Annotated in this window: 19 protein-coding genes and 1 pseudogene; 12 read left to right on the top strand and 8 right to left on the bottom strand. The window is 64.9% G+C overall.

Going from position 1 to position 18,604, the window contains the following annotated elements; translation table 11 throughout:
- Nucleotides 1–24 precede the first annotated feature (24 nt).
- On the bottom strand, nucleotides 25–888 hold the full coding sequence (locus tag CRO75_RS12635) for a universal stress protein (protein WP_097135691.1): 864 nt from the start codon (nucleotides 886–888) through the stop codon (nucleotides 25–27).
- Nucleotides 889–1,127: 239 nt separating this feature from the next.
- Between CRO75_RS12635 and miaE the strand changes: the two genes are divergently transcribed.
- The 3 genes from miaE (at nucleotide 1,128) to CRO75_RS12620 (ending at nucleotide 3,888) form a co-directional block, all read left to right on the top strand.
- Nucleotides 1,128–1,733 (top strand): tRNA isopentenyl-2-thiomethyl-A-37 hydroxylase MiaE, encoded by a 606-nt coding sequence (gene miaE, locus CRO75_RS12630; protein ID WP_062825533.1) that lies wholly within the window; start codon nucleotides 1,128–1,130, stop codon nucleotides 1,731–1,733.
- A 172-nt stretch (nucleotides 1,734–1,905) separates the two neighbouring features.
- Complete coding sequence (locus CRO75_RS12625) at nucleotides 1,906–2,613, top strand: winged helix-turn-helix domain-containing protein (protein WP_007923858.1); 708 nt, start codon at nucleotides 1,906–1,908, stop codon at nucleotides 2,611–2,613.
- Nucleotides 2,614–3,888, top strand: a complete 1,275-nt coding sequence (locus CRO75_RS12620) for an ATP-binding protein (RefSeq protein WP_097135689.1) — start codon at nucleotides 2,614–2,616, stop codon at nucleotides 3,886–3,888. It begins immediately after the preceding gene.
- Between the two features lie 44 nt (nucleotides 3,889–3,932).
- On the opposite strand, the gene CRO75_RS12615 is transcribed toward CRO75_RS12620, so the two are convergent.
- The 3 genes from CRO75_RS12615 to CRO75_RS12605 form a co-directional block, all read right to left on the bottom strand.
- On the bottom strand, nucleotides 3,933–4,748 hold the full coding sequence (locus tag CRO75_RS12615; RefSeq protein ID WP_097135687.1) for a MipA/OmpV family protein: 816 nt from the start codon (nucleotides 4,746–4,748) through the stop codon (nucleotides 3,933–3,935).
- Nucleotides 4,749–4,753: 5 nt separating this feature from the next.
- Nucleotides 4,754–4,999 (bottom strand): hypothetical protein, encoded by a 246-nt coding sequence (locus CRO75_RS12610; RefSeq protein ID WP_097135685.1) that lies wholly within the window; start codon nucleotides 4,997–4,999, stop codon nucleotides 4,754–4,756.
- A gap of 104 nt (nucleotides 5,000–5,103) precedes the next feature.
- Nucleotides 5,104–5,589, bottom strand: coding sequence for a GFA family protein (locus CRO75_RS12605; RefSeq protein WP_009043442.1), 486 nt, complete (start codon nucleotides 5,587–5,589; stop codon nucleotides 5,104–5,106).
- Between the two features lie 56 nt (nucleotides 5,590–5,645).
- Here CRO75_RS12605 and CRO75_RS12600 point away from each other — a divergent pair.
- Nucleotides 5,646–5,747 (top strand): annotated as a pseudogene (locus tag CRO75_RS12600) (zinc ribbon domain-containing protein); the annotation flags it as partial.
- A 7-nt stretch (nucleotides 5,748–5,754) separates the two neighbouring features.
- Here the strand turns inward: CRO75_RS12600 and CRO75_RS12595 are convergent.
- Nucleotides 5,755–6,321, bottom strand: coding sequence for a GNAT family N-acetyltransferase (locus CRO75_RS12595; RefSeq protein ID WP_097135683.1), 567 nt, complete (start codon nucleotides 6,319–6,321; stop codon nucleotides 5,755–5,757).
- Between the two features lie 133 nt (nucleotides 6,322–6,454).
- On the bottom strand, nucleotides 6,455–7,342 hold the full coding sequence (locus CRO75_RS12590) for a LysR family transcriptional regulator (protein WP_097135681.1): 888 nt from the start codon (nucleotides 7,340–7,342) through the stop codon (nucleotides 6,455–6,457).
- Between the two features lie 137 nt (nucleotides 7,343–7,479).
- Between CRO75_RS12590 and CRO75_RS12585 the strand changes: the two genes are divergently transcribed.
- From CRO75_RS12585 to CRO75_RS12565, 5 genes are all read left to right on the top strand, one after another.
- On the top strand, nucleotides 7,480–8,319 hold the full coding sequence (locus CRO75_RS12585; protein WP_097135679.1) for a MaoC family dehydratase N-terminal domain-containing protein: 840 nt from the start codon (nucleotides 7,480–7,482) through the stop codon (nucleotides 8,317–8,319).
- A gap of 40 nt (nucleotides 8,320–8,359) precedes the next feature.
- Nucleotides 8,360–9,523: an acyl-CoA dehydrogenase family protein gene (locus CRO75_RS12580; protein ID WP_092418321.1), complete on the top strand. Its 1,164-nt coding sequence runs from the start codon at nucleotides 8,360–8,362 to the stop codon at nucleotides 9,521–9,523.
- Nucleotides 9,524–9,533: 10 nt separating this feature from the next.
- Entirely contained in the window at nucleotides 9,534–10,883 is a 1,350-nt protein-coding gene (locus CRO75_RS12575) for an MmgE/PrpD family protein (protein ID WP_097135677.1), read from the top strand.
- 20 nt (nucleotides 10,884–10,903) lie between these two features.
- Entirely contained in the window at nucleotides 10,904–12,109 is a 1,206-nt protein-coding gene (locus CRO75_RS12570) for a CaiB/BaiF CoA-transferase family protein (RefSeq protein WP_097135675.1), read from the top strand.
- 84 nt (nucleotides 12,110–12,193) lie between these two features.
- On the top strand, nucleotides 12,194–13,009 hold the full coding sequence (locus CRO75_RS12565) for a CoA ester lyase (RefSeq protein WP_097135673.1): 816 nt from the start codon (nucleotides 12,194–12,196) through the stop codon (nucleotides 13,007–13,009).
- Nucleotides 13,010–13,033: 24 nt separating this feature from the next.
- On the opposite strand, the gene CRO75_RS12560 is transcribed toward CRO75_RS12565, so the two are convergent.
- On the bottom strand, nucleotides 13,034–13,687 hold the full coding sequence (locus CRO75_RS12560) for a DUF2931 family protein (RefSeq protein ID WP_097135671.1): 654 nt from the start codon (nucleotides 13,685–13,687) through the stop codon (nucleotides 13,034–13,036).
- Entirely contained in the window at nucleotides 13,687–15,264 is a 1,578-nt protein-coding gene (locus CRO75_RS12555; RefSeq protein ID WP_097135669.1) for a DUF2235 domain-containing protein, read from the bottom strand. The genes CRO75_RS12560 and CRO75_RS12555 overlap by 1 nt, the downstream gene beginning before the upstream one ends.
- A gap of 251 nt (nucleotides 15,265–15,515) precedes the next feature.
- Between CRO75_RS12555 and dctP the strand changes: the two genes are divergently transcribed.
- The 3 genes from dctP (at nucleotide 15,516) to dctM (ending at nucleotide 18,510) form a co-directional block, all read left to right on the top strand.
- Complete coding sequence (gene dctP, locus CRO75_RS12550) at nucleotides 15,516–16,505, top strand: C4-dicarboxylate TRAP substrate-binding protein DctP (RefSeq protein WP_097135667.1); 990 nt, start codon at nucleotides 15,516–15,518, stop codon at nucleotides 16,503–16,505.
- 89 nt (nucleotides 16,506–16,594) lie between these two features.
- Complete coding sequence (locus CRO75_RS12545) at nucleotides 16,595–17,227, top strand: TRAP transporter small permease (RefSeq protein WP_041986451.1); 633 nt, start codon at nucleotides 16,595–16,597, stop codon at nucleotides 17,225–17,227.
- Nucleotides 17,227–18,510, top strand: coding sequence for a C4-dicarboxylate TRAP transporter large permease protein DctM (gene dctM / locus CRO75_RS12540; RefSeq protein WP_097135665.1), 1,284 nt, complete (start codon nucleotides 17,227–17,229; stop codon nucleotides 18,508–18,510). The genes CRO75_RS12545 and dctM overlap by 1 nt, the downstream gene beginning before the upstream one ends.
- Nucleotides 18,511–18,604: the final 94 nt, after the last annotated feature.

Here is an 18,604-nt window from a genome sequence, read left to right as displayed (position 1 = left end):
CGATAGCGCTCTCTTACCCATCCCTCAATGCTTGCCGGCCAGCTCTTCCAGGTGCTCCATGATGTCCTCCGGCTTGAGCACCAGCACGTCGCTTTCCAGGGCATCGAGCACCACTTCCGCGGTGTTGCCGATCAGCGCCCCGGAAATCCCGGTGCGCGCCACGGTGCCGATGATGGTCAGCGCCGCCTGCAGCTCATGGGCGGTGTGCGGGATCAGCACGTCCGCCGGGCCTTCCTCTATATGCAGGTGGGTATCGTCGATGTCGAATTCGGCCTGGAACGCCTTGCACTGCTCGCGGTAGCGCGCCTCGATGGTTTCCTTGAGCTGGAACACCGGGTCGGACGCCGACAGCATCGGCGACGGATGGGCGCTGATCACATGCAACTGCGCCTTGGCCAGGCTGGCGATGTCGAAACCATGGTCGATGATGCTGGCATGCAGGGTGCGGTGCTCGCCGTCGGTGTTGCCGACGTCGATGGCCGCCAGGATCACGCCGCCGGCCCAGGGCTTGACGGTTTTCACCAGCAGCACCGGGCTTGGGCAGTAGCGCAGCAGTTTCCAGTCGGCGGGGGTGAGCAAGGCCTTTTTCAGCGGGTTGTCGGCAAAGTGTTGCTTGATCACCAGGCCACAGCCTTCGGCCTGCTGCACGTCGATGATGGTGTTGTGCAGGCTGTCGTTCCAGGCCTGCTCGGTGGTCACGCTGTAGCCCTCGCTCAGCAGGCTGCTCTTGAGCACGCTCAACAGCGCCGAATGCTCGTGCTTCTTGTCGCACACCAGCAGGTGCAGATGGGCCTGGGTCACCCCGGCGATCAGCTTGGCGCGCTTGAGTGCGAGGCTTTCGGAATGCTCGGGCTCGATGACCACCAGGATGCTGCGGATGGCTTGCATGGTCGGGATCTCCAGAGAGGGATGAAGGCTATGTTGCACAACTATAGTTGCTGCGCGTCGCCGTGGCTGTTGACGCACATCAAGCGCCGCGGCTGGTGGTCTGTGGCGCGGCCGGTATAATCGGCGCCCTTCGCCGTGAACCCTTATGCCGTGAGCCCCATGTTATCGATCCCTGAAGTCGCCACCGTCCTGCCTTGCGCGATCATTCCCTTGAAGGCTGCCCTGAAGGACGAACGACCATGAACCTGCCAGAAATTCATGAGTTCCTCGGCTGCCGCACGCCGGATGCCTGGGTCCGGGCGGCCCTGGCGGATCAGGAAACCCTGCTGATCGACCACAAGAACTGCGAGTTCAAGGCGGCCAGCACGGCCCTGAGCCTGATCGCCAAGTACCACTCCCATGTCGACCTGATCAACATGATGTCGCGCCTGGCCCGGGAAGAGCTGGTGCACCACGAACAGGTCATGCGCCTGATGAAGCGGCGCAAGATCGAACTGCGCCAGCTGTCGGCCGGGCGTTATGCCTCGGGCCTGCGCAAGGTGGTGCGCAGCCACGAACCGGTGAAGCTGGTGGACACCCTGGTGGTCGGCGCCTTTATCGAGGCCCGCAGCTGCGAGCGTTTCGAGGCGCTGGTGCCGCACCTGGACGAAGAGCTGGGCAAGTTCTACTTCGGCCTGCTGAAAAGCGAGGCCCGGCACTTCCAGGGTTACCTGAAGCTGGCCTATCAGTACGGCGACGCCAAGGACATCGCCCAGGTGATCGAGAAGGTGCGCGCCGCCGAGCGCGAGCTGATCGAGTCGCCGGACGTGGAGTTCCGCTTCCACAGCGGCGTGCCTACTCTGTAGAACGGCCCAAGTCGGTTCAAAACTACGGGCAAATTGTAAAAAATTCTTAAAAGCATGAAACATCATTGAAAACCGGCCATCTGGGCCGGTTTTTGCTGTCTGCCCTGGTCTCAGATTTATCCGATGCCGCCTATAATGCGCGCCCCAATTGTGTGCACTCAGACTGGTATTTATGGATAACCCGGGTCTTGGCAAAGTATTGCTGGTGGAAGATGACGAGAAGCTCGCCGGGCTGATCGCGCACTTCCTGTCCCAACACGGTTTCGAGGTCCTGACGGTACATCGTGGCGATGTGGCGCTGGCGGCCTTTCTCGAGTTCAAGCCGAAAATCGTCGTCCTCGACCTGATGCTGCCGGGCCAGAGCGGCCTGCACGTGTGCCGGGAGATCCGCAACGTGGCGGACACGCCCATCGTCATTCTCACCGCCAAGGAAGACGACCTGGACCATATCCTCGGTCTTGAGTCCGGCGCCGACGACTACGTGATCAAACCGATCAAGCCGCCGGTGCTGCTGGCCCGCCTGCGCGCCCTGCAACGGCGCCAGGTGCCGGAGCCGACGGTGCGCGGCGCGCTGGAGTTCGGCAGCCTGACCCTCGACCGCAGTTGCCGGGAAGTGCGCCTGGCCGGCGAGCTGATCGAGCTGACCACCATGGAGTTCGAGCTGCTGTGGCTGCTGGCCAGCTCGGCGGGCAAGATCCTCTCCCGCGACGACATCCTCAACCGCATGCGCGGCATCGCCTTCGACGGTCTCAATCGCAGCGTCGATGTCTACATCAGCAAACTGCGCGGCAAACTCCAGGACAACCCTCGCGAGCCGGTGTGCATCAAGACCATCTGGGGCAAGGGCTATCTGTTCAATCCGTTCGCGTGGGAGCTCTAGATGCTGCGGCTGTTTCTGCGTCTGTACATCATCCTGGCCCTGGGGCTGGCGGGGGCCATCTGGGCGGTCAACTACACCTTTTCCGAGCTGTTGCCGGACGCCAACGAAACCTACAACCGCGAGGCCATGCGCGGGCCGGGATACAGCCTGGTCAACCAACTGTCGCCGGTCACGGGGGCGGCGCGCGAGCAGCGGCTGGCCGAGCTGCAACAACACTACGGCATGCGCCTGAGGCTGTTGCAGGCGGATGGGCTGGACCTGTCCGAACGCGAACGCCAGCTGCTGGCCGAGAACAAGCTGGTGGTGCGCGGCGACTTCAGCGAGTTCATCGCCAACCTCGACGGCGGCCCGCAGTTGCTGAGCATCCGCCTGCCGGAAGAACCCAAGTGGCTGTACATCTGGGCCTATGCCTTCCTCGGGGCCAGCCTGGCGTTGGTCCTGTATTTCTGGGTGCGCCCGCATTGGCGCGATCTGGAACTGATTCGCCTGGCCGCCCAGCGTTTCGGCAATAACGACCTGGGCTCGCGCATCCGCTTGTCGCGGCGCTCCAGCGTGCGCGACCTGGCGCAGCACTTCAACCAGATGGCCAGCCGCATCGAAGGCCTGATCGCCAATCAGCGCGAGCTGACCAACGCGGTGTCCCATGAGTTGCGCACGCCCATCGCCCGCTTGTCGTTCGAGCTCGACCAGCTCAAGCAGTCCGACCCGCAGCAGAACCGCGAGCTGATCGCCGACATGTACGCCGACCTCGGCGAGCTGGAGGAAATGGTCTCCGAACTGCTGACCTACGCCAGCCTGGAACACGGCGCCACGGTGATCAACCGCGAGACCATCCAGGCCCGCAACTGGCTCGACAGCGTGGTCGGCAGTGTCGCCCTGGAGGCGGAAGCGGCGGGGGTGCAGATGGCGATCCGGGCCTGTGAGGTCGAGTACATCAGCATCGAACCGCGGTTCATGGCTCGGGCGGTGATCAACCTGCTGCGCAATGCCATTCGCTACGCCGAACGGCGCGTCGAGGTGTCCCTGGTGCAGCTCGGGCAGGGCTATGAGGTCCAGGTCAACGACGACGGCCCGGGCGTGCCGGTGGCAGGGCGGGCAAAGATCTTCGAGCCGTTCTCCCGGCTCGACGCCAGCCGCGACCGCCGCACCGGCGGTTTCGGCCTTGGCCTGGCGCTGGTGCGGCGGGTGTCGCAGTCCCACGGCGGCCAGGTCGAGGTGACGGATTCGCAATGGGGCGGCGCGTCGTTTCGCATGACCTGGGCGCAGCTCGAATAGCCCAGGCAGCTTGCGCGCGATAACGTCAGAACGGCCAACACCGCTTAAAAGCTGTACTCCAGGGTGGTGGCCAGTGACGTCTGCAGCCGCCGCTCGACAATCGGGCTGTCCGCCGCCTCCCGGCCCAGGTACTGCAGCGCCAGCACCGTCGATACGTTCATCTGTTCACTGACCGGCACTGTCCAGGTCAGGTCGCCGCCCCGGCTGAGAAAACCGCCCTTGGGCCGATAGGCGCCGAAGCGGGTCCTGTCGGCCTGGGCGCTGCTGACGCCATACCAGGTGCGCAGGTAGTCGCCGTCGCCGAACTGGCTGTTGAGACTGCCCTCGAGGCGCCCGTACCGGCCCTCATACAGCATGCTGCCGATGCTCAGTTGCAGGTGGTTGTAGGCCGAGCCGGTGTCGTGATCATCATTCTTCTTCAGCGCGTGCTGCAGCGTGGCCCCGAGCTCCACGGTGCCCAGGGTGTAGCCCAGGTGAGCGCCAAACTGCGCGCGGGACTTGATCGAGCCCATGCCGGCGAGATGGTCCGAACCCTTGTAGCCACTCTTGCGGTCCTTGCGTGCCGCGCTGGGGCCGACCCAGGTGCTGAACGCCAGGTCGCCCCATTCGTTGCCCCAGCCAAGGCCCTGTTCGGTGTTGAGAAACACCCCGTAGGGGCTGACGATTGCGCCGCCCAGGATCGGCGCGACTGTGCGTTCGTCGCTGCCGCTGTAGCGCGGCAGGCTGGCCACGCCGGCTTGTAGTTGGTATTGCCAGTCCGCGGCGTAGAGCGGGCCGCTGGATGTCAGCAGGCACAGCGAAGCCAGAGGCAGCGTAGCAAGGGACAGGCACAAGGTTTTCGGACGGATCGAGGTCTTCATCGCGGCTAGAAACTCAGCAGGGTGTGGGAGTGGTCGTTGGCTTTGGAATAGGAACTGCCCAGGCCATCGCGCGGGCGCTGGGCGACCTTGCGCGCCGGGGCGACAGGGGCTGGCTTGGCGCGGAGGGCGGTCTCGGGTGGCGTGGCGATTTCAGGCGGCGGTTCGACGCTGGGCGTCGGGGGCGGCGTGCCCTGGCAACTGAGGCCGCCGAGCAGCACACCCATGAGAAGCGTGGAAAACCGACCGTACATGGCGCACCCGTGGGGAAATGGATGCGCTCATGCTAGGGACGCGGGCGCGGGCAATCTTTGGCAGCTTTGTCGCAAAACTGTCAAAGACTGTGAATGCCCGGCGCTTAGCGTTGCAGGTCCAGGCGCTCATGCCACTGGGCGATGGACTCCTCGGGGTAGTGGGCGAATTGCAGGTCGTGGGGATGCCAGTCGATTTCCACCCAGGGCGCCCGGGAGTCGAGCATCAGGTGGGTGTGTTCCGGTGGTATCGGCAACGGCGTGTCGATGGCCGAGGCAAAGGGATGGATCAGTTCCGGCCACTCTGGGCTGAACAGCCACAAACCGGAGCCGCAGCGGCTGCAGAAATGCCGTTCGGCGCTGCTGCGCCGGGCGCGTTTGCCGGGTTCCCTGAGCAGCGCGTGGTAGATCGAGATGTGCTGGCGGCCGCGGACTTTCAGGCTGGCGGCATCGCCGCCGAGGTTGATCGCATACCCACCGCCGCCCTGGGTCTTGCGGCAGATCGAGCAGTAGCAGCGCTGATAAGGGTAGGGGTGGGCGCTGTTCAGGCTGAAGTGGACAGCGCCGCAATGGCAGGAACCTTCGAGTTGCATGACGACCTCCGGCGATCCATGGGCTATGACCGTCAGCCTAGCCGCGTTTTTGCCAGCAGTGCGGGACCTCGCTGCAGCCCGCCGCGTGCCGCCAGTGCGGCAGCACGCTGGGCGCCGGCGCGCGGTTTTGCGCGCAGTGTGGCGGGGCGGCGGGCTGAGGCCGGCCTACAGCGCCAGGTGGTAGCGGACCTGGGTCGCGTCGTCCGGATCGATGGCGCGGTGGAAACCCAGGGTCGCGGCCAGTTCGCGCATGCGGTGATTGGCCGGGCAATCCAGGGAGTACATCTGCTTGAAGCCCTGGTCCTTGGCCCGGTCGACCAGATGGCGCATCAGCAAGGCGTCCAGGCCCTGGTGCTGCCATTCGTCGGCCACGGTGACGGCGAACTCGCAGGTGTCCGCGTCGGCGCCGATGGTGGCGTAGCGGCTGATGCCGATTTCCCGCAGCGAGCCGTTGTCGTGGACCAGGGCCACGTAAGCCACGCGCTCGCAGCCATCGACGTCCATCAACTGGCTGAGCAGGGCCTCGCCGACTTCCTTCACTTCACCGAGGAAGCGGTGGTGCCGGGTGGTCGGCGAGAGGTTCTCGATAAAGGCCTTTTCCCGCTCGCGGTCTTCGGCGCGCAACGGGCGGATCAGCACCGGGCTGCCGCCGTTGAGGGCGTCTATCCAGTGTTCGCCTTTGTACTGGGCGAAGGCGGCCAGGGCAGGCGTGTGGAGGGCGGTGCTGGTCATGGGCAAGTCTCCGTGAAGGTGCAGAGGATTGCCTGAACATTCACACCTGTCAGGCGCCGGGCCCTTGATTCAGGTCAACGGGCGGCGGTGTCGCAGAGGGTTTTGCGCCAGGGGGTAGATTGGCCCCGAGCGATCAGGCCTCGGGCATCAGGGTGGCGATCAGCGCCCGCACGGTGCCGGGCAGGGCCTCCAGCTCACGGACGATGATGCTGCGCTCGCGCACCGCCCAGGCCTCGTCGAGTTTCACCGTCACCAGCTGCATGGTGTGGCTGTGCCGGATCGCGGCCGATTCGGGAATGATGCCGATGCCCACACCGGCCTCGACCATGCGGCAGATCGCTTCGAAGCTCGATACCTGGATCCGCAGCGACAACTGCTTGCCGGTGCGCTCCACGTGTTCGCGCAAAAAACTCAGCAAGGTGCTGCCTTCGTGCAGGCCGATGTGCTGGTAGGCCAGGGTCTGCTCCAGGGTCACCGCCGGCTGCGTCGCCAGCGGGTGGTCGACCGGCAGGATCAGCACCAGGTGGTCGGTGCTGAAGTGCAGGACCTGCAGGCCGCTGGCCTCCACCGGGCCGGCGATGATGCCCATGTCGGCGGTGCCGTCGAGCACGCCACGCACGATGTCGCGGGACAGGCGCTCCTGCAGGTCCACCGTGACCCCCGGGCGTTTCGACAGAAAGCCGGCGAGGATCTCCGGGAGGAATTCGGTCACCGCCGTGGTGTTGGCGAAGATGCGCATATGCCCGGTGGAATCGCCGCCGTACTGGGTGAACTCGCTTTTCAGGTAATCCACCTGGCGCATGATCAGCCGCGCATGCTGCAACAGCCGCTCGCCGGCCGGAGTGACTTCGACACCGCGGCTGTCGCGGTACAGCAGGCGGGTCTCGAGCTGGCTTTCCAGGGCCTTGATCCGCGCGCTGGCCGCCGCCGGCGAAAGAAAGGCGCGCTTGGCGCCCTGGGTCAGGCTCGGCGATTCGGCGATATGGATAAACAGGCGCAGGTCGGCCAGGTCGAAATGCATGGGCGGGCTCCTGGAGTGAAGAGGGGGCAAAGCGGCGTTCAGCATAACCGAACGCCGGTTTATTGAAATGCAAATTCTCAGAACGCACAGCGGCTTGCATGATCGGGCGCACCACCACTGCCACAGGACCCGACCCGATGAGCGTGACCGACCCCAGCGCCTGGACTGGCCGTAGCCAGCAAGCCCGAGACCTGCTCAGCGACAACCTGCTCAAGCGCATCGCCGCGACCTTTGGCGAACCCGTGCCGGCCCCTGGCGAGGCCTTGCCGCCGCTGTGGCAATGGTGCTTTTTCCAGGAGCCGCTGGCCGAAAGCGCCCTGGGTGGCGACGGCCATCCGGCCCGTGGCGGCTTCCTGCCGCCGGCGGCCAATCGCAACCGCATGTGGGCCGGTGGCCGGCTGGAGTTCTTCGAGCCGCTGCGCGCCGGGTTCGAAGCGCAATGCGTGTCGACCATCAGCCAGGTCGAGGAAAAGACCGGGCGCACCGGCGCGCTGCTGTTCGTTACTGTGCGCCATGAGTATTCCCAGGACGGTCGCCTGGCGATTCGCGAGGAACAGGACATCGTCTACCGCGAACCGACCCCGCCCAAGCAGGGCAGCGGCGAGCCGCTGATCCAGGGTGACTGGCGCGAACCCGTCGAGCCCAGCCCGACCCTGCTGTTTCGCTACAGCGCCGTGACCTTCAACGGCCATCGCATCCACTACGACTTTCCCTACGTCACCGCGACCGAAGGTTATCCGGGGCTGGTGGTCCACGGCCCATTGATCGCCACCCTCAGCCTGCGCGCCTTCTGTCGCGCCCATCCCGAGGCCCGGCTGCGGCGTTTCTCTTATCGCGGCCTGCGGCCCTTGATTGCGCCGCAGCCGTTCGAGGTCGGCGGGCGCATCGTCCGCCCCGGCGTCGCCGAGCTCTGGGCCGGCAACGAAGCCGGCCTGGCCCAGCGCGGCGAAGTGCTGTTCGACGCCATTCCGGAATGACCCCATCCCAGCACAATAACCACAGGCGGAGAGCCGTTCGATGAACCCCAACAGCAACGAAGAATTGAATGCCATCCGTGAAGGCGTGCGCGCCCTGTGCGCCGAATTCGATGCCGCCTACTGGCGCAAGATCGATGAAGAAAAAGGTTTCCCGGAACGCTTCGTCAAGGCCCTGACCGACGCCGGCTGGCTGGCGGCGATGATCCCGGCCGAATACGGCGGCTCGGGCCTGGGCCTGGCCGAAGCCTCGGTGATCCTGGAAGAGGTGAACCGCTGCGGCGGCAACTCCGGCACCGTGCACGGGCAGATGTACAACATGTTCACCCTGCTGCGGCACGGCAGCGAAGCGCAGAAGCGTTTCTACCTGCCCAAGCTCGCCAGCGGCGAACTGCGCCTGCAATCGATGGGCGTCACCGAGCCCACCACCGGCACCGACACCACCAAGATCAAGACCACCGCGATCAAGCGTGGCGACAAGTACGTGATCAACGGGCAGAAGGTGTGGATCTCGCGGATCCAGCATTCCGACCTGATGATCCTGCTGGCGCGCACCACGCCGCTGGCCGAGGTCAAGAAGAAATCCGAAGGCATGTCGATTTTCCTGGTCGACCTGCGCGAGGCCATCGGCCACGGCCTGACCGTGCAGCCGATCGCCAACATGGTCAACCACGAGACCAACGAGCTGTTCTTCGACAACCTGGAAATCCCCGCCGACAGCCTGATCGGCGAGGAGGGCAAGGGCTTCAAGTACATCCTCGACGGCCTTAACGCCGAGCGCACGCTGATTGCCGCCGAGTGCATCGGCGACGGCCGCTGGTTTATCGAAAAGGCCAGCCAGTACGCCCGCGACCGCGTGGTGTTCGGCCGGCCCATCGGGCAGAACCAGGGCGTGCAGTTCCCCATCGCCGAAGCCCATGTCGAGATCGAGGCCGCCGACCTGATGCGCTGGCGCGCCTGCGAGGAATACGACAGCGGCGGCAACGCCGGGGCCAGCGCCAACATGGCCAAGTACCTGGCGGCCAAGGCCTCGTGGGAGGCGGCCAACGCCTGCCTGCAGACCCATGGCGGTTTCGGCTTCGCCTGCGAATACGACGTCGAGCGCAAGTTCCGCGAGACCCGCCTGTACCAGGTGGCGCCGATCTCCACCAACCTGATCCTGTCCTATGTGGCCGAGCACCTGCTCGAACTGCCGCGCAGCTTCTGAGGAGCCGAGCATGAGCCATACCCAAGCCTTGGCCGGGTTCCTTGCCGGCCTGAGTTACCCGCAGTTGCCCGACAGCGTGCTGGCGCGCACCGAAGAGTTGTTCCTCGACTGGCTCGGCTCGGCCCTGGCCAGCCAGGGCGCGCATCCGATCCCGTTGTTCGAGCGTTACGCCCAGCAGATGGGCCCGGCCGATGGCCCGGCGCGGATCCTGGTCAACGGCCGCGGCAGCTCGGCCTATTTCGCCGCCCTGGTGAACGCCGCGTCTTCCCACCTGGTGGAGCAGGACGACCTGCACAACAGCTCGGTATTGCACCCGGCCACCGTGGTGTTCCCGGCCGCGTTGGCGGCGGCCCAGGACCTGGGCAAGTCCGGCCAGGAGCTGCTGCTGGCGGCGGTGGCCGGCTACGAGGCGGGGATTCGCATTGGCGAGTTCATGGGCCGCTCCCATTACCGGATCTTCCACACCACGGCCACCGTCGGCACCCTCGCTGCCGCCGTGGCGGTGGGCAAGCTGATGGGCTTCGACCAGGCGCAGTTCATCAACCTGCTGGGTAGCGCCGGGACCCAGGCCGCCGGCCTCTGGGAGTTTCTGCGCGACGCCGCGGACTCCAAGCAGCTGCACACGGCCAAGGCCGCGGCCGACGGGCTGCTCGCCGCCTACCTGACCCGCGACGGGCTGACCGGCGCGCGCAATATTCTCGAAGGCGAGCAGGGCATGGCCGCGGGCATGTCCTGGGATGCCGAGCCGGCGCGCCTGTCCGACCGTCTGGGCAGTCGCTGGGCCTTGTTGGAGACCTCGTTCAAGTTCCACGCCTCCTGCCGCCATACCCATCCGGCCGCCGATGCCTTGCTGGCGCTGATGCAGCGCGAAGGCCTCAGCCATGAGCGGATCGTCAGCGTGGAAACCCGCGTGCACCAGGGCGCCATCGATGTGCTGGGGCGGGTGAGCGTGCCGCAGACCGTGCACCAGGCCAAGTTCTCCATGGGCACCGTGCTCGGCCTGATCGCCGTGCATGGCAAGGCCGGGCTGCCGGAGTTCCAGGAGCTGGCGCTGAACGACCCGGCGGTGGCGGCGTTTCGCGACAAGGTGTCGATGGTCCTCGACCCCGAGGTGGACCGCGCCTATCCGCAGCGTTGGCTGGGCCGTGTAGTGGTCGGCACCGACGATGGTCGCACCCTGCACGGTGCCATCGACGAGCCCAAGGGCGACCCGGGCAACGGCCTGTCGCGGGCCGAGCTGGCGGACAAGTTCCAGCGCCTGCTGCGCTTCTCCGGCGCCCGCACCCCGGAGCAGGGCGCGGCCCTGATCCGCCAGGTGTGGAACCTGCGCGACACCGCGCGACTGAACGAATTGCTTTGAGCCCGCCCCGAGGACGCCTTATGACACTCAATACCGCACAACCCCGGCCGCTGGACGGCATCACCGTGGTCAGCCTGGAACACGCCATCGCCGCGCCGTTCTGCACCCGCCAACTGGCCGACCTGGGCGCCCGGGTGATCAAGGTCGAGCGCCCCGGCAGCGGCGATTTTGCCCGTGGCTACGACGAGCGCGTGCGCGGCCTGGCCTCGCATTTCGTCTGGACCAACCGTTCCAAGGAAAGCCTGACCCTGGACCTCAAACAGGACGCCGCCGGCGACATTCTTGAACGCCTGCTGGCCCAGGCCGACGTGCTGGTGCAGAACCTCGCCCCGGGCGCGGCGGCGCGCATGGGCCTGTCGTTCGAGGCGCTGCATGAACGCTTTCCGCGGCTGATCGTCTGCGACATTTCCGGTTATGGCGAGGGCGGCCCCTATGAGAAGAAAAAGGCCTATGACCTGCTGATCCAGAGCGAGGGCGGGTTCCTGTCGGTGACCGGCGGCCCGGGCGAGGAGCAACTGGCCAAGGCCGGCTGCTCGATCGCCGACATCGCCGCCGGCATGTACGCCTACAGCGGCATCCTCTCGGCGCTGTTGCTGCGCGGCAGGACCGGGCAGGGCAGCCGCATCGACGTGAGCATGCTGGAAAGCCTGGTGGAGTGGATGGGCTACCCGATGTACTACGCCTTCGACGGCGCGCCGCCACCGCCCCGGGCCGGCGCGGCGCACTCGACCATCTACCCCTACGGGCCGTTCCCGGCGGGGGATGGCGGCACGGTGATGCTCGGCCTGCAGAACGAGCGCGAGTGGGCGGCGTTTTGCGACAAGGTGCTGCTGATGCCCGGGCTGGCCGGCGACGAACGCTTCTCGGCCAACTTCAAGCGCTCGGCCAATCGCCAGGCGCTGCGGCAGATCATCGTCGACAGCTTCGCCCGGCTGACGGTGGAGGCGGTGATCGAGCGGCTGGAGCAGGCACAGATCGCCAGCGCCCGGGTCAACGACATGCAGGGCGTGTGGCAGCACCCGCAGCTCAAGGCCCGCGACGGCTGGCGCGAGGTCGACAGCCCGGCCGGCAAGCTGCCGTCGCTGCTGCCGCCGGCGCGCAATGCCGCGTTCGAGCCGCGCATGGACGGCGTCCCCGGGCTGGGCCAGCACAACGGCGCGATCCTCGCCGAACTGGGGCTGTCCAGCGATGCCATCGAGCAGCTGCAGGCCAATGGCGTGATCTGAAGTCCCGGCTTTTCTACTCCCCACGTACAAGGAGGGGGAGACAGCACGGTCCACGGACCCCACATCACTTACAAGGAATTCAACATGTCCAACCCTATTGTCCGCTCTGCCTTGTTCGTCCCGGGCAGTCGTCCCGAGCGTTTCGGCAAGGCCCTGGCCAGCGGCGCCGATGCGGTGATCGTCGATTTCGAGGACGCCGTGGAAGAGCCGCTCAAGCGCCAGGCCCGGGACAACCTCGGCCAGTTCCTCAACAGCCAGCCCCAGGCGCGGCTGTGGGTGCGGGTCAATGCCCCGGAACATGCCGAACATGCCGCCGACCTGGCGTTCTGCAAAGCCCAGGCCGGGGTGGTCGGCATCCTGCTGCCCAAGGTCGAAAGCGCCGCCCAGGTGGCGACCGTGGCGGCCACCGGCAAGCAGATCTGGCCGATCATCGAAAGCGCGCGCGGGCTCTTGGCTTTGGCGGAAATCGCCCGGGCTCCTGCGGTGCAGCGCCTGTCCTTCGGCGGCCTGGACCTGGCGCTGGACCTCAACCTGTGCAGCGGTTCGGCGGCAGCGCAGTTTGCCCTCGACCAGGCGCGGCTGGCGCTGATCCTGCATTCGCGCGCCGCCGGCCTGGTGCCGCCATTGGATGGTGTGCACCCGGCGATCGATGACCCCGAGGGTTTGCGCCAGTCCATTCGCCACGCCTATGAAATGGGTTTTGCCGGCGCCTTGTGCATCCACCCGAAACAGGTGCCGGTGATCCACCAGGCCCTGGCCCCCAGCGCCGAAGACCTGGCCTGGGCGCAACGGGTGGTGGACGCCGGCAGCCACGGCGCCGGCGCCTACCAGATCGACGGCCAGATGGTCGACGCGCCAGTGCTGCTGCGGGCCCAGCGCCTGTTGGCGCTGAGTCCCTGAATACTGCAATCGCGCAGGAGCGCGTTACCAACTGCCATAGGGAATGCCGTATCGCTCTATGTAGCGCTTGGAGTTTTCGGACAGGGGGTAATAGTGGCCGTTGGATTTGCCCAGGTGTGGGCCCAGTGGCTCGATTTCACCCTGGGCGCGGGCGACTTTGACCGGGTGATGGCATTCGTCCCTGACCCAGACTTGTACGATGCCGCCAGGAGCGAGGCCCAGATAGACCGATGCCATATAGCGGGCAGTCTGGTGCGGAGTTTCCGGGCAGCGTCGATTCGTCGAGGTGGTCATGATTTTCCGGGCTTCTTCCGGGATATCTACCCAGGCTCGATAAGTTTTGGGTTCCACGACCGATTGCCAGCGCACGAAAATGCGTTTGGGTAGGTCTGCGCCAACTACCGATTTACCGTTGCCTCCAACTCCACCACTCCATCCTCTGGCCCACTCTTTGTCGTAACCCATATCACCGCCCGCAGCGGAGCCGCCACCAGTACGACGGAATAGCTTGCCGTTGATATCTTCAACAGCGCTGTCTTCGACCCAGACCTCCATGTAGAACGGCTCGATAAAGCCAAGCTCCCACCAAGGATCTTTGGGGTCGTGTTTTCCGGAAAGCGGATCAGCGTGGCAACCAATTAACAGAAGTGTGCCCAGCAGGGCGATGAATACTCTCATTACCAAAGCGTCCAGTCAGGTACGTGAGGATGTTGCACACGCACGGCATCTACCGTGGGGGCGTTGATATAGACGACTTTAAGGCTGCCGCCGTGTTGTTTGCCTAACGGGTGATTCCAGTGGGCCGAGAGATGGATATAACGCAGCTTGAGCAGGGTCTCCTCGGCTGGCGTCGTACTGTAATCACCGGCGACAAATCTGTCACAAAGGGCTTGAAGCTCTTGCGGGATGGCGTAGTCCGGATCCTGTTCGTCGATGACCTTGAAGCGCACGCCATTCTGCTTGGCCAGTTCATACATGACGCGTAGATACGCCCTCGATAACCTGTTGCTTATAGAGCGCTTGAGCTGCAGGCCGGCATACACCCGTTTTCTGCGGGGGGCGAGGCGGTCCTGGAGATCCTGGGGCAGCAGCATCGGCTCCGGCGTGACGATTTCCAGCCATTGTGCAGGCCAGCTCTCGGCCAGCCAGCGTTTTCTCGTCTGGACCGCCTCCCGGTAAATCGAGGTGTGGATCACATCGGTAGTGATCGGCACCTCCAGCGCCTGCATCGGACTGATCAGTACACATTCCTGAGCATCATCCAGATAACCGCCGCCGATATCCGAATGGGCGCCAGGCAGGGTGATTTCCACATGGTCGGGACTGACCCGGCTCAGGGCAAAGTTGGCCCGGTACTCGTCGCGCGCGACCAGTTGCACCACCGAGCGAAAGTAGCGGCGGTCGAGGTGCAGCTTGATACCTGGGGCAATGGCGCTGCGCACGTTGCCCAGATTGTCCAGCCCGGCAACCGACGGCACCGTATCGAACAGACCAATAAAGCCCATGTCTACGTCGTGGCCGTACTGTCGGTTGAAGCGAGGGCTGAAGGCACTGGAGTAGTCGTGGAGAATTAGCTCGAGTGGTCCGAGCCAGCGCACCACTTCATTGGCGAAATGTCGGGCCGCCGCCGCACCTCGGCTAAAGCCGAAGGCATCGAAGGTCAGAGAAGTGATTTCGCTTTCGGGATTATCTTCGTGGGCTTCACGGATACGTTCCTTGATCGCACGAAATGCTTTCTGCACGCACCCTGAGATTCCTGTGTCGCCACGCCCTGTACCCGAGGTGAGCAGGCTGTCTTTTTCACCGGCCTGTGTGCCGATGCCATCAATATAGATTGAGCGATAGGCGCGCTTTTGCAGTTCCTCACCCTCTACTTTCCGGTTGGAATAGTACAAGTCACTCAACCGCTTAACATTGCTCACATCATTCCCATAACTACTCTGCGGATCGCTCATATACGGCTTGCAACTGGCATCGATGTCTTTGGGCTCGATGGCATGCTGGGCCCCGCAAATCTCACCCATCGCCGAGTTGCCAGCGTTGTTGCCGGTCCCGTCGAAAAACACGCCGATGCGCAGCGCTACCTGGGCTTTGGCCGGCGGTGGGATGGGTTCCTTGGCATATTTCTCGTACTGCGCCCAGAGCTGTTCGCCGTAGCTGGGTTGTTCGGTCTCTGCGGCTCGTTCAGCGGGGCTTTGGTTGGGATTGGCGGGCCGTAGAAGGTTGGGCATTGGCCCGGGTCCGTTGCTGGCCATGGCGGGTCCTGGTTCAAGCGAAAGGGTCGCTGAAAACCGTACCGGGAAGGGCGGGGCAGGGATTTAGGAGGAATCTGCAACAGGCTCGGTTGCGGCTGATTCCATCGTAGGGGGATGGAACTTCAGGCGCCTATCGCCGGTAGCGCGCGGCGTTCGGCCCAGGCGAACGCAGGTATCAAAAATTCAAAATTCTCAATACGCGTGCCCTTAGGCACTCTGCGATCAACCACAACAATAAGAAGGTGAAGTCCATGTTCAAGCTCTCCCGGGCGTTGTTCTGTGCCGCCGCATTGCTGGGCGCCGGTCTTGCGCAGGCCGCCGACCCCATCGTGATCAAGTTCGCCCACGTGGTGGCGGAAAACACCCCCAAGGGCCAGGGCGCCCTGCTGCTCAAGAAGCTGGCCGAGGAGCGCCTGCCGGGCCGGGTCAAGGTCGAGGTGTATCCGAACTCCTCGTTGTTCGGCGACGGCAAGGAAATGGAGGCGTTGCTGCTGGGCGATGTGCAGTTGCTCGCGCCGTCCCTGGCCAAGTTCGAGCAGTACACCAAGAAGGTGCAGATCTACGACCTGCCATTTCTGTTCGATAACCTCGCCGCCGTCGACCGCTTCCAGCACGCCGAGGGCAAGCAGCTGCTGACTGCCATGCAGGACAAAGGCATCCTCGGCCTGGCCTATTGGCACAACGGCCTCAAGCAGCTGTCGGCCAACAAGAAGCTGGTGGAACCCAAGGACGCCCGTGGCCTGAAGTTCCGCGTGCAGGCTTCCAGCGTGCTCGAGGAACAGTTCAAGGCGGTGCGCGCCAACCCGCGCAAGATGAGCTTCGCCGAGGTCTACCAGGGCCTGCAGACCGGCGTGGTCAATGGCACCGAGAACACCTGGTCGAACTATGAAAGCCAGAAGGTCCATGAGGTGCAGAAGTACTTCACCGAGACCGACCACGGCCTGATCGACTACATGGTGATCACCAACGCCAGGTTCTGGAGCGGCCTGCCGGCGGATGTGCGCGGCGAGCTGGAAAAAATCATGGCCGAGGTCTCGGTGGAAGTGAACAAGCAGGCCGAAGCCCTGAACCAGACGTCCCGGCAGAAGATCATCGACGCCAAGACCAGCGAGATCGTCGCCCTGACTCCCGAGCAGCGTAACGAGTGGCGCGAAGCCATGCGCCCGGTGTGGAAGAAGTTCGAGGGCGACATCGGCGCCGACCTGATCCAGGCCGCCGAAGCCGCCAACCAGGCGCCATAACCACCTGCATCCCGGCCGCTGCGCTCGCAGCGGCCCATCGGCAGCCGCTATCGGGCTGCACTCAACTGGCACTTTCGCGGAGAACCTCAATGCACAGGCTGAGGCGGTTCTGGGAACATTTTGAAGAGGCGTTCATCGCCTTCCTGCTGGCGGCCATGACGCTGGTGACTTTCGTCTACGTGGTGCTCAACAACCTGTACCCGCTGTTCTACGCCATCGGCGATGCCTGGGAAGGGGGCAGCACGCTGTTCCTGGGGATCGGCGACTTCCTCATGGAGCTGGCCCAGGAGATGGTCTGGAGCGTGGCGCTGACCAAGATGCTGTTTGGCTGGCTGATCTTCTTCGGCATTTCCTACGGCGTGCGCACCGCCGGCCACCTGGGGGTGGACGCGCTGGTCAAGCTGGCCTCGCGCCCGGCCCAGCGCCTGCTGGCGGTGATCGCCTGCCTGTGCTGCATGGTCTACGCCGGGCTGTTCATGGTCGCCAGCTTCAAGTGGCTGATGGCGCTGATCCAGGCCGGCATCGAAGCCGAGGACCTGGACCAGTTCGGCATCCACCTGTCGCACATCGCGATGATCGTGCCCTTCGGTTTTGCCCTGGTGCTGATCCGCTACCTGGAAATCATGTGGCGCATCCTCATGCGCGGGCAGATCAACCTGGGCCTGGCCGATGAGGCGGCCGAGGCCAGCAAGCTTGCCAGTCACCACGAGGATCAGCACTGATGGCCATTCTCTGCCTGTTTCTGATGCTGTTCGTGTTCATGTTCCTCGGCGTGCCGATCGCCATTTCCCTGGGCCTGGCCGGCGCCACGTCGATCCTGCTGTTCAGCCCGGACTCCCTGAGCTCCCTGGCGATCAAGCTGTTCGAAACCTCCGAGGCCTATACCTTGCTGGCGATCCCGTTCTTCCTGCTGTCCGGGGCCTTCATGACCACCGGCGGGGTGGCGCAGCGCCTGATCGATTTCGCCAACGCCTGCGTCGGCCATATCCGTGGCGGCCTGGCGATTGCCGCGGTGCTGGCGTGCATGCTGTTCGCGGCGCTGTCCGGGTCGTCGCCGGCGACCGTGGCGGCGGTGGGTTCGATCGCCGTGGCCGGCATGGTGCGTTCCGGCTACCCACGGGAGTTCGGCGCCGGGATCATCTGCAACGCCGGGACCCTGGGCATCCTGATCCCGCCGTCGATCGTGATGGTGGTGTACTCGGCGGCCACCGAAACCTCGGTCGGCAAGCTGTTCATGGCCGGGGTCGTACCGGGCTTGCTGCTGGGCGTGATCCTGATGGTGGTGATCTACATCGTCGCGCGGATCAAGAGGCTGCCGGCGCAACCGCGGGTGTCGTTCCGCCAATGGCTGAGCACCGCGCGCCGCGCCTTCTGGGGCCTGCTGTTGCTGGTGATCATCCTCGGCGGCATCTACAGCGGCCTGTTCACCCCGACCGAAGCGGCGGCGGTGGCGGCGGTGTATTCGGCCTTCGTCGCGCTGTTCGTCTACAAGGACATGCGCCTGCGCGACTGCCCGAAAGTGCTGGTGGAGTCGGGGCGGCTGTCGATCATGCTGATGTTCATCATCGCCAACGCCATGCTCTTCGCCCATGTGCTGACCACCGAGCAGATCCCGCAGCAGATCACCACCTTCGTCATGGACGCCGGGCTGTCGCCCATCGGCTTCCTGCTGATGGTCAACGTGGTGCTGCTGGTGGCGGGCAGTTTCATGGAGCCCTCGGCCATCGTGCTGATCCTGGCGCCGATCTTTTTCCCGATCGCCATGAAGCTGGGCATCGACCCGATCCACCTGGGGATCGTCATGGTGGTCAACATGGAGATCGGCCTGGTGCATCCGCCGGTGGGCCTGAACCTGTTCGTCACCTCGGCGGTGACCGGCCTGACGCTCGGCCAGACCATCCGCGCGGCCTTGCCGTGGCTGATGATCCTGCTGGCGTTCCTGATCCTGGTGACCTACGTGCCGTTCATTTCCCTGGCGTTGCCGAACTGGCTGGGGATGAACTGAAACGTGGGCGTGCAGGGGCTCTGCAGGAGCAGCCGGTCGACGCTTGATGACTGGCGATGAGGGCCGTGAGGGCGATGTCGTGATCGTCAGCCAG

Origin of the sequence: Pseudomonas sp. LAMO17WK12:I10, from assembly GCF_900215185.1 — a bacterium.
Taxonomy (GTDB): domain Bacteria; phylum Pseudomonadota; class Gammaproteobacteria; order Pseudomonadales; family Pseudomonadaceae; genus Aquipseudomonas; species Aquipseudomonas chlororaphis.
Note: the sequence above shows the minus strand (reverse complement) of the source record. Positions and strands in the feature narration are given on the sequence as shown.

Bases quoted from the DNA above. Each gene is read 5' to 3' on its own strand.
- CRO75_RS12595 (WP_097135683.1), bottom strand. From the start codon at position 6,321: ATGACCAGCACCGCCCTCCACACGCCTGCCCTGGCCGCCTTCGCCCAG.
- CRO75_RS12565 (WP_097135673.1), top strand. From the start codon at position 12,194: ATGTCCAACCCTATTGTCCGCTCTGCCTTGTTCGTCCCGGGCAGTCGT.
- CRO75_RS12590 (WP_097135681.1), bottom strand. From the start codon at position 7,342: ATGCATTTCGACCTGGCCGACCTGCGCCTGTTTATCCATATCGCCGAA.
- miaE (WP_062825533.1), top strand. From the start codon at position 1,128: ATGAACCTGCCAGAAATTCATGAGTTCCTCGGCTGCCGCACGCCGGAT.
- CRO75_RS12625 (WP_007923858.1), top strand. From the start codon at position 1,906: ATGGATAACCCGGGTCTTGGCAAAGTATTGCTGGTGGAAGATGACGAG.
- CRO75_RS12615 (WP_097135687.1), bottom strand. From the start codon at position 4,748: ATGAAGACCTCGATCCGTCCGAAAACCTTGTGCCTGTCCCTTGCTACG.
- CRO75_RS12560 (WP_097135671.1), bottom strand. From the start codon at position 13,687: ATGAGAGTATTCATCGCCCTGCTGGGCACACTTCTGTTAATTGGTTGC.
- CRO75_RS12620 (WP_097135689.1), top strand. From the start codon at position 2,614: ATGCTGCGGCTGTTTCTGCGTCTGTACATCATCCTGGCCCTGGGGCTG.
- dctP (WP_097135667.1), top strand. From the start codon at position 15,516: ATGTTCAAGCTCTCCCGGGCGTTGTTCTGTGCCGCCGCATTGCTGGGC.
- CRO75_RS12545 (WP_041986451.1), top strand. From the start codon at position 16,595: ATGCACAGGCTGAGGCGGTTCTGGGAACATTTTGAAGAGGCGTTCATC.
- CRO75_RS12575 (WP_097135677.1), top strand. From the start codon at position 9,534: ATGAGCCATACCCAAGCCTTGGCCGGGTTCCTTGCCGGCCTGAGTTAC.
- CRO75_RS12605 (WP_009043442.1), bottom strand. From the start codon at position 5,589: ATGCAACTCGAAGGTTCCTGCCATTGCGGCGCTGTCCACTTCAGCCTG.
- CRO75_RS12555 (WP_097135669.1), bottom strand. From the start codon at position 15,264: ATGGCCAGCAACGGACCCGGGCCAATGCCCAACCTTCTACGGCCCGCC.
- CRO75_RS12635 (WP_097135691.1), bottom strand. From the start codon at position 888: ATGCAAGCCATCCGCAGCATCCTGGTGGTCATCGAGCCCGAGCATTCC.
- CRO75_RS12610 (WP_097135685.1), bottom strand. From the start codon at position 4,999: ATGTACGGTCGGTTTTCCACGCTTCTCATGGGTGTGCTGCTCGGCGGC.
- CRO75_RS12570 (WP_097135675.1), top strand. From the start codon at position 10,904: ATGACACTCAATACCGCACAACCCCGGCCGCTGGACGGCATCACCGTG.
- CRO75_RS12585 (WP_097135679.1), top strand. From the start codon at position 7,480: ATGAGCGTGACCGACCCCAGCGCCTGGACTGGCCGTAGCCAGCAAGCC.
- dctM (WP_097135665.1), top strand. From the start codon at position 17,227: ATGGCCATTCTCTGCCTGTTTCTGATGCTGTTCGTGTTCATGTTCCTC.
- CRO75_RS12580 (WP_092418321.1), top strand. From the start codon at position 8,360: ATGAACCCCAACAGCAACGAAGAATTGAATGCCATCCGTGAAGGCGTG.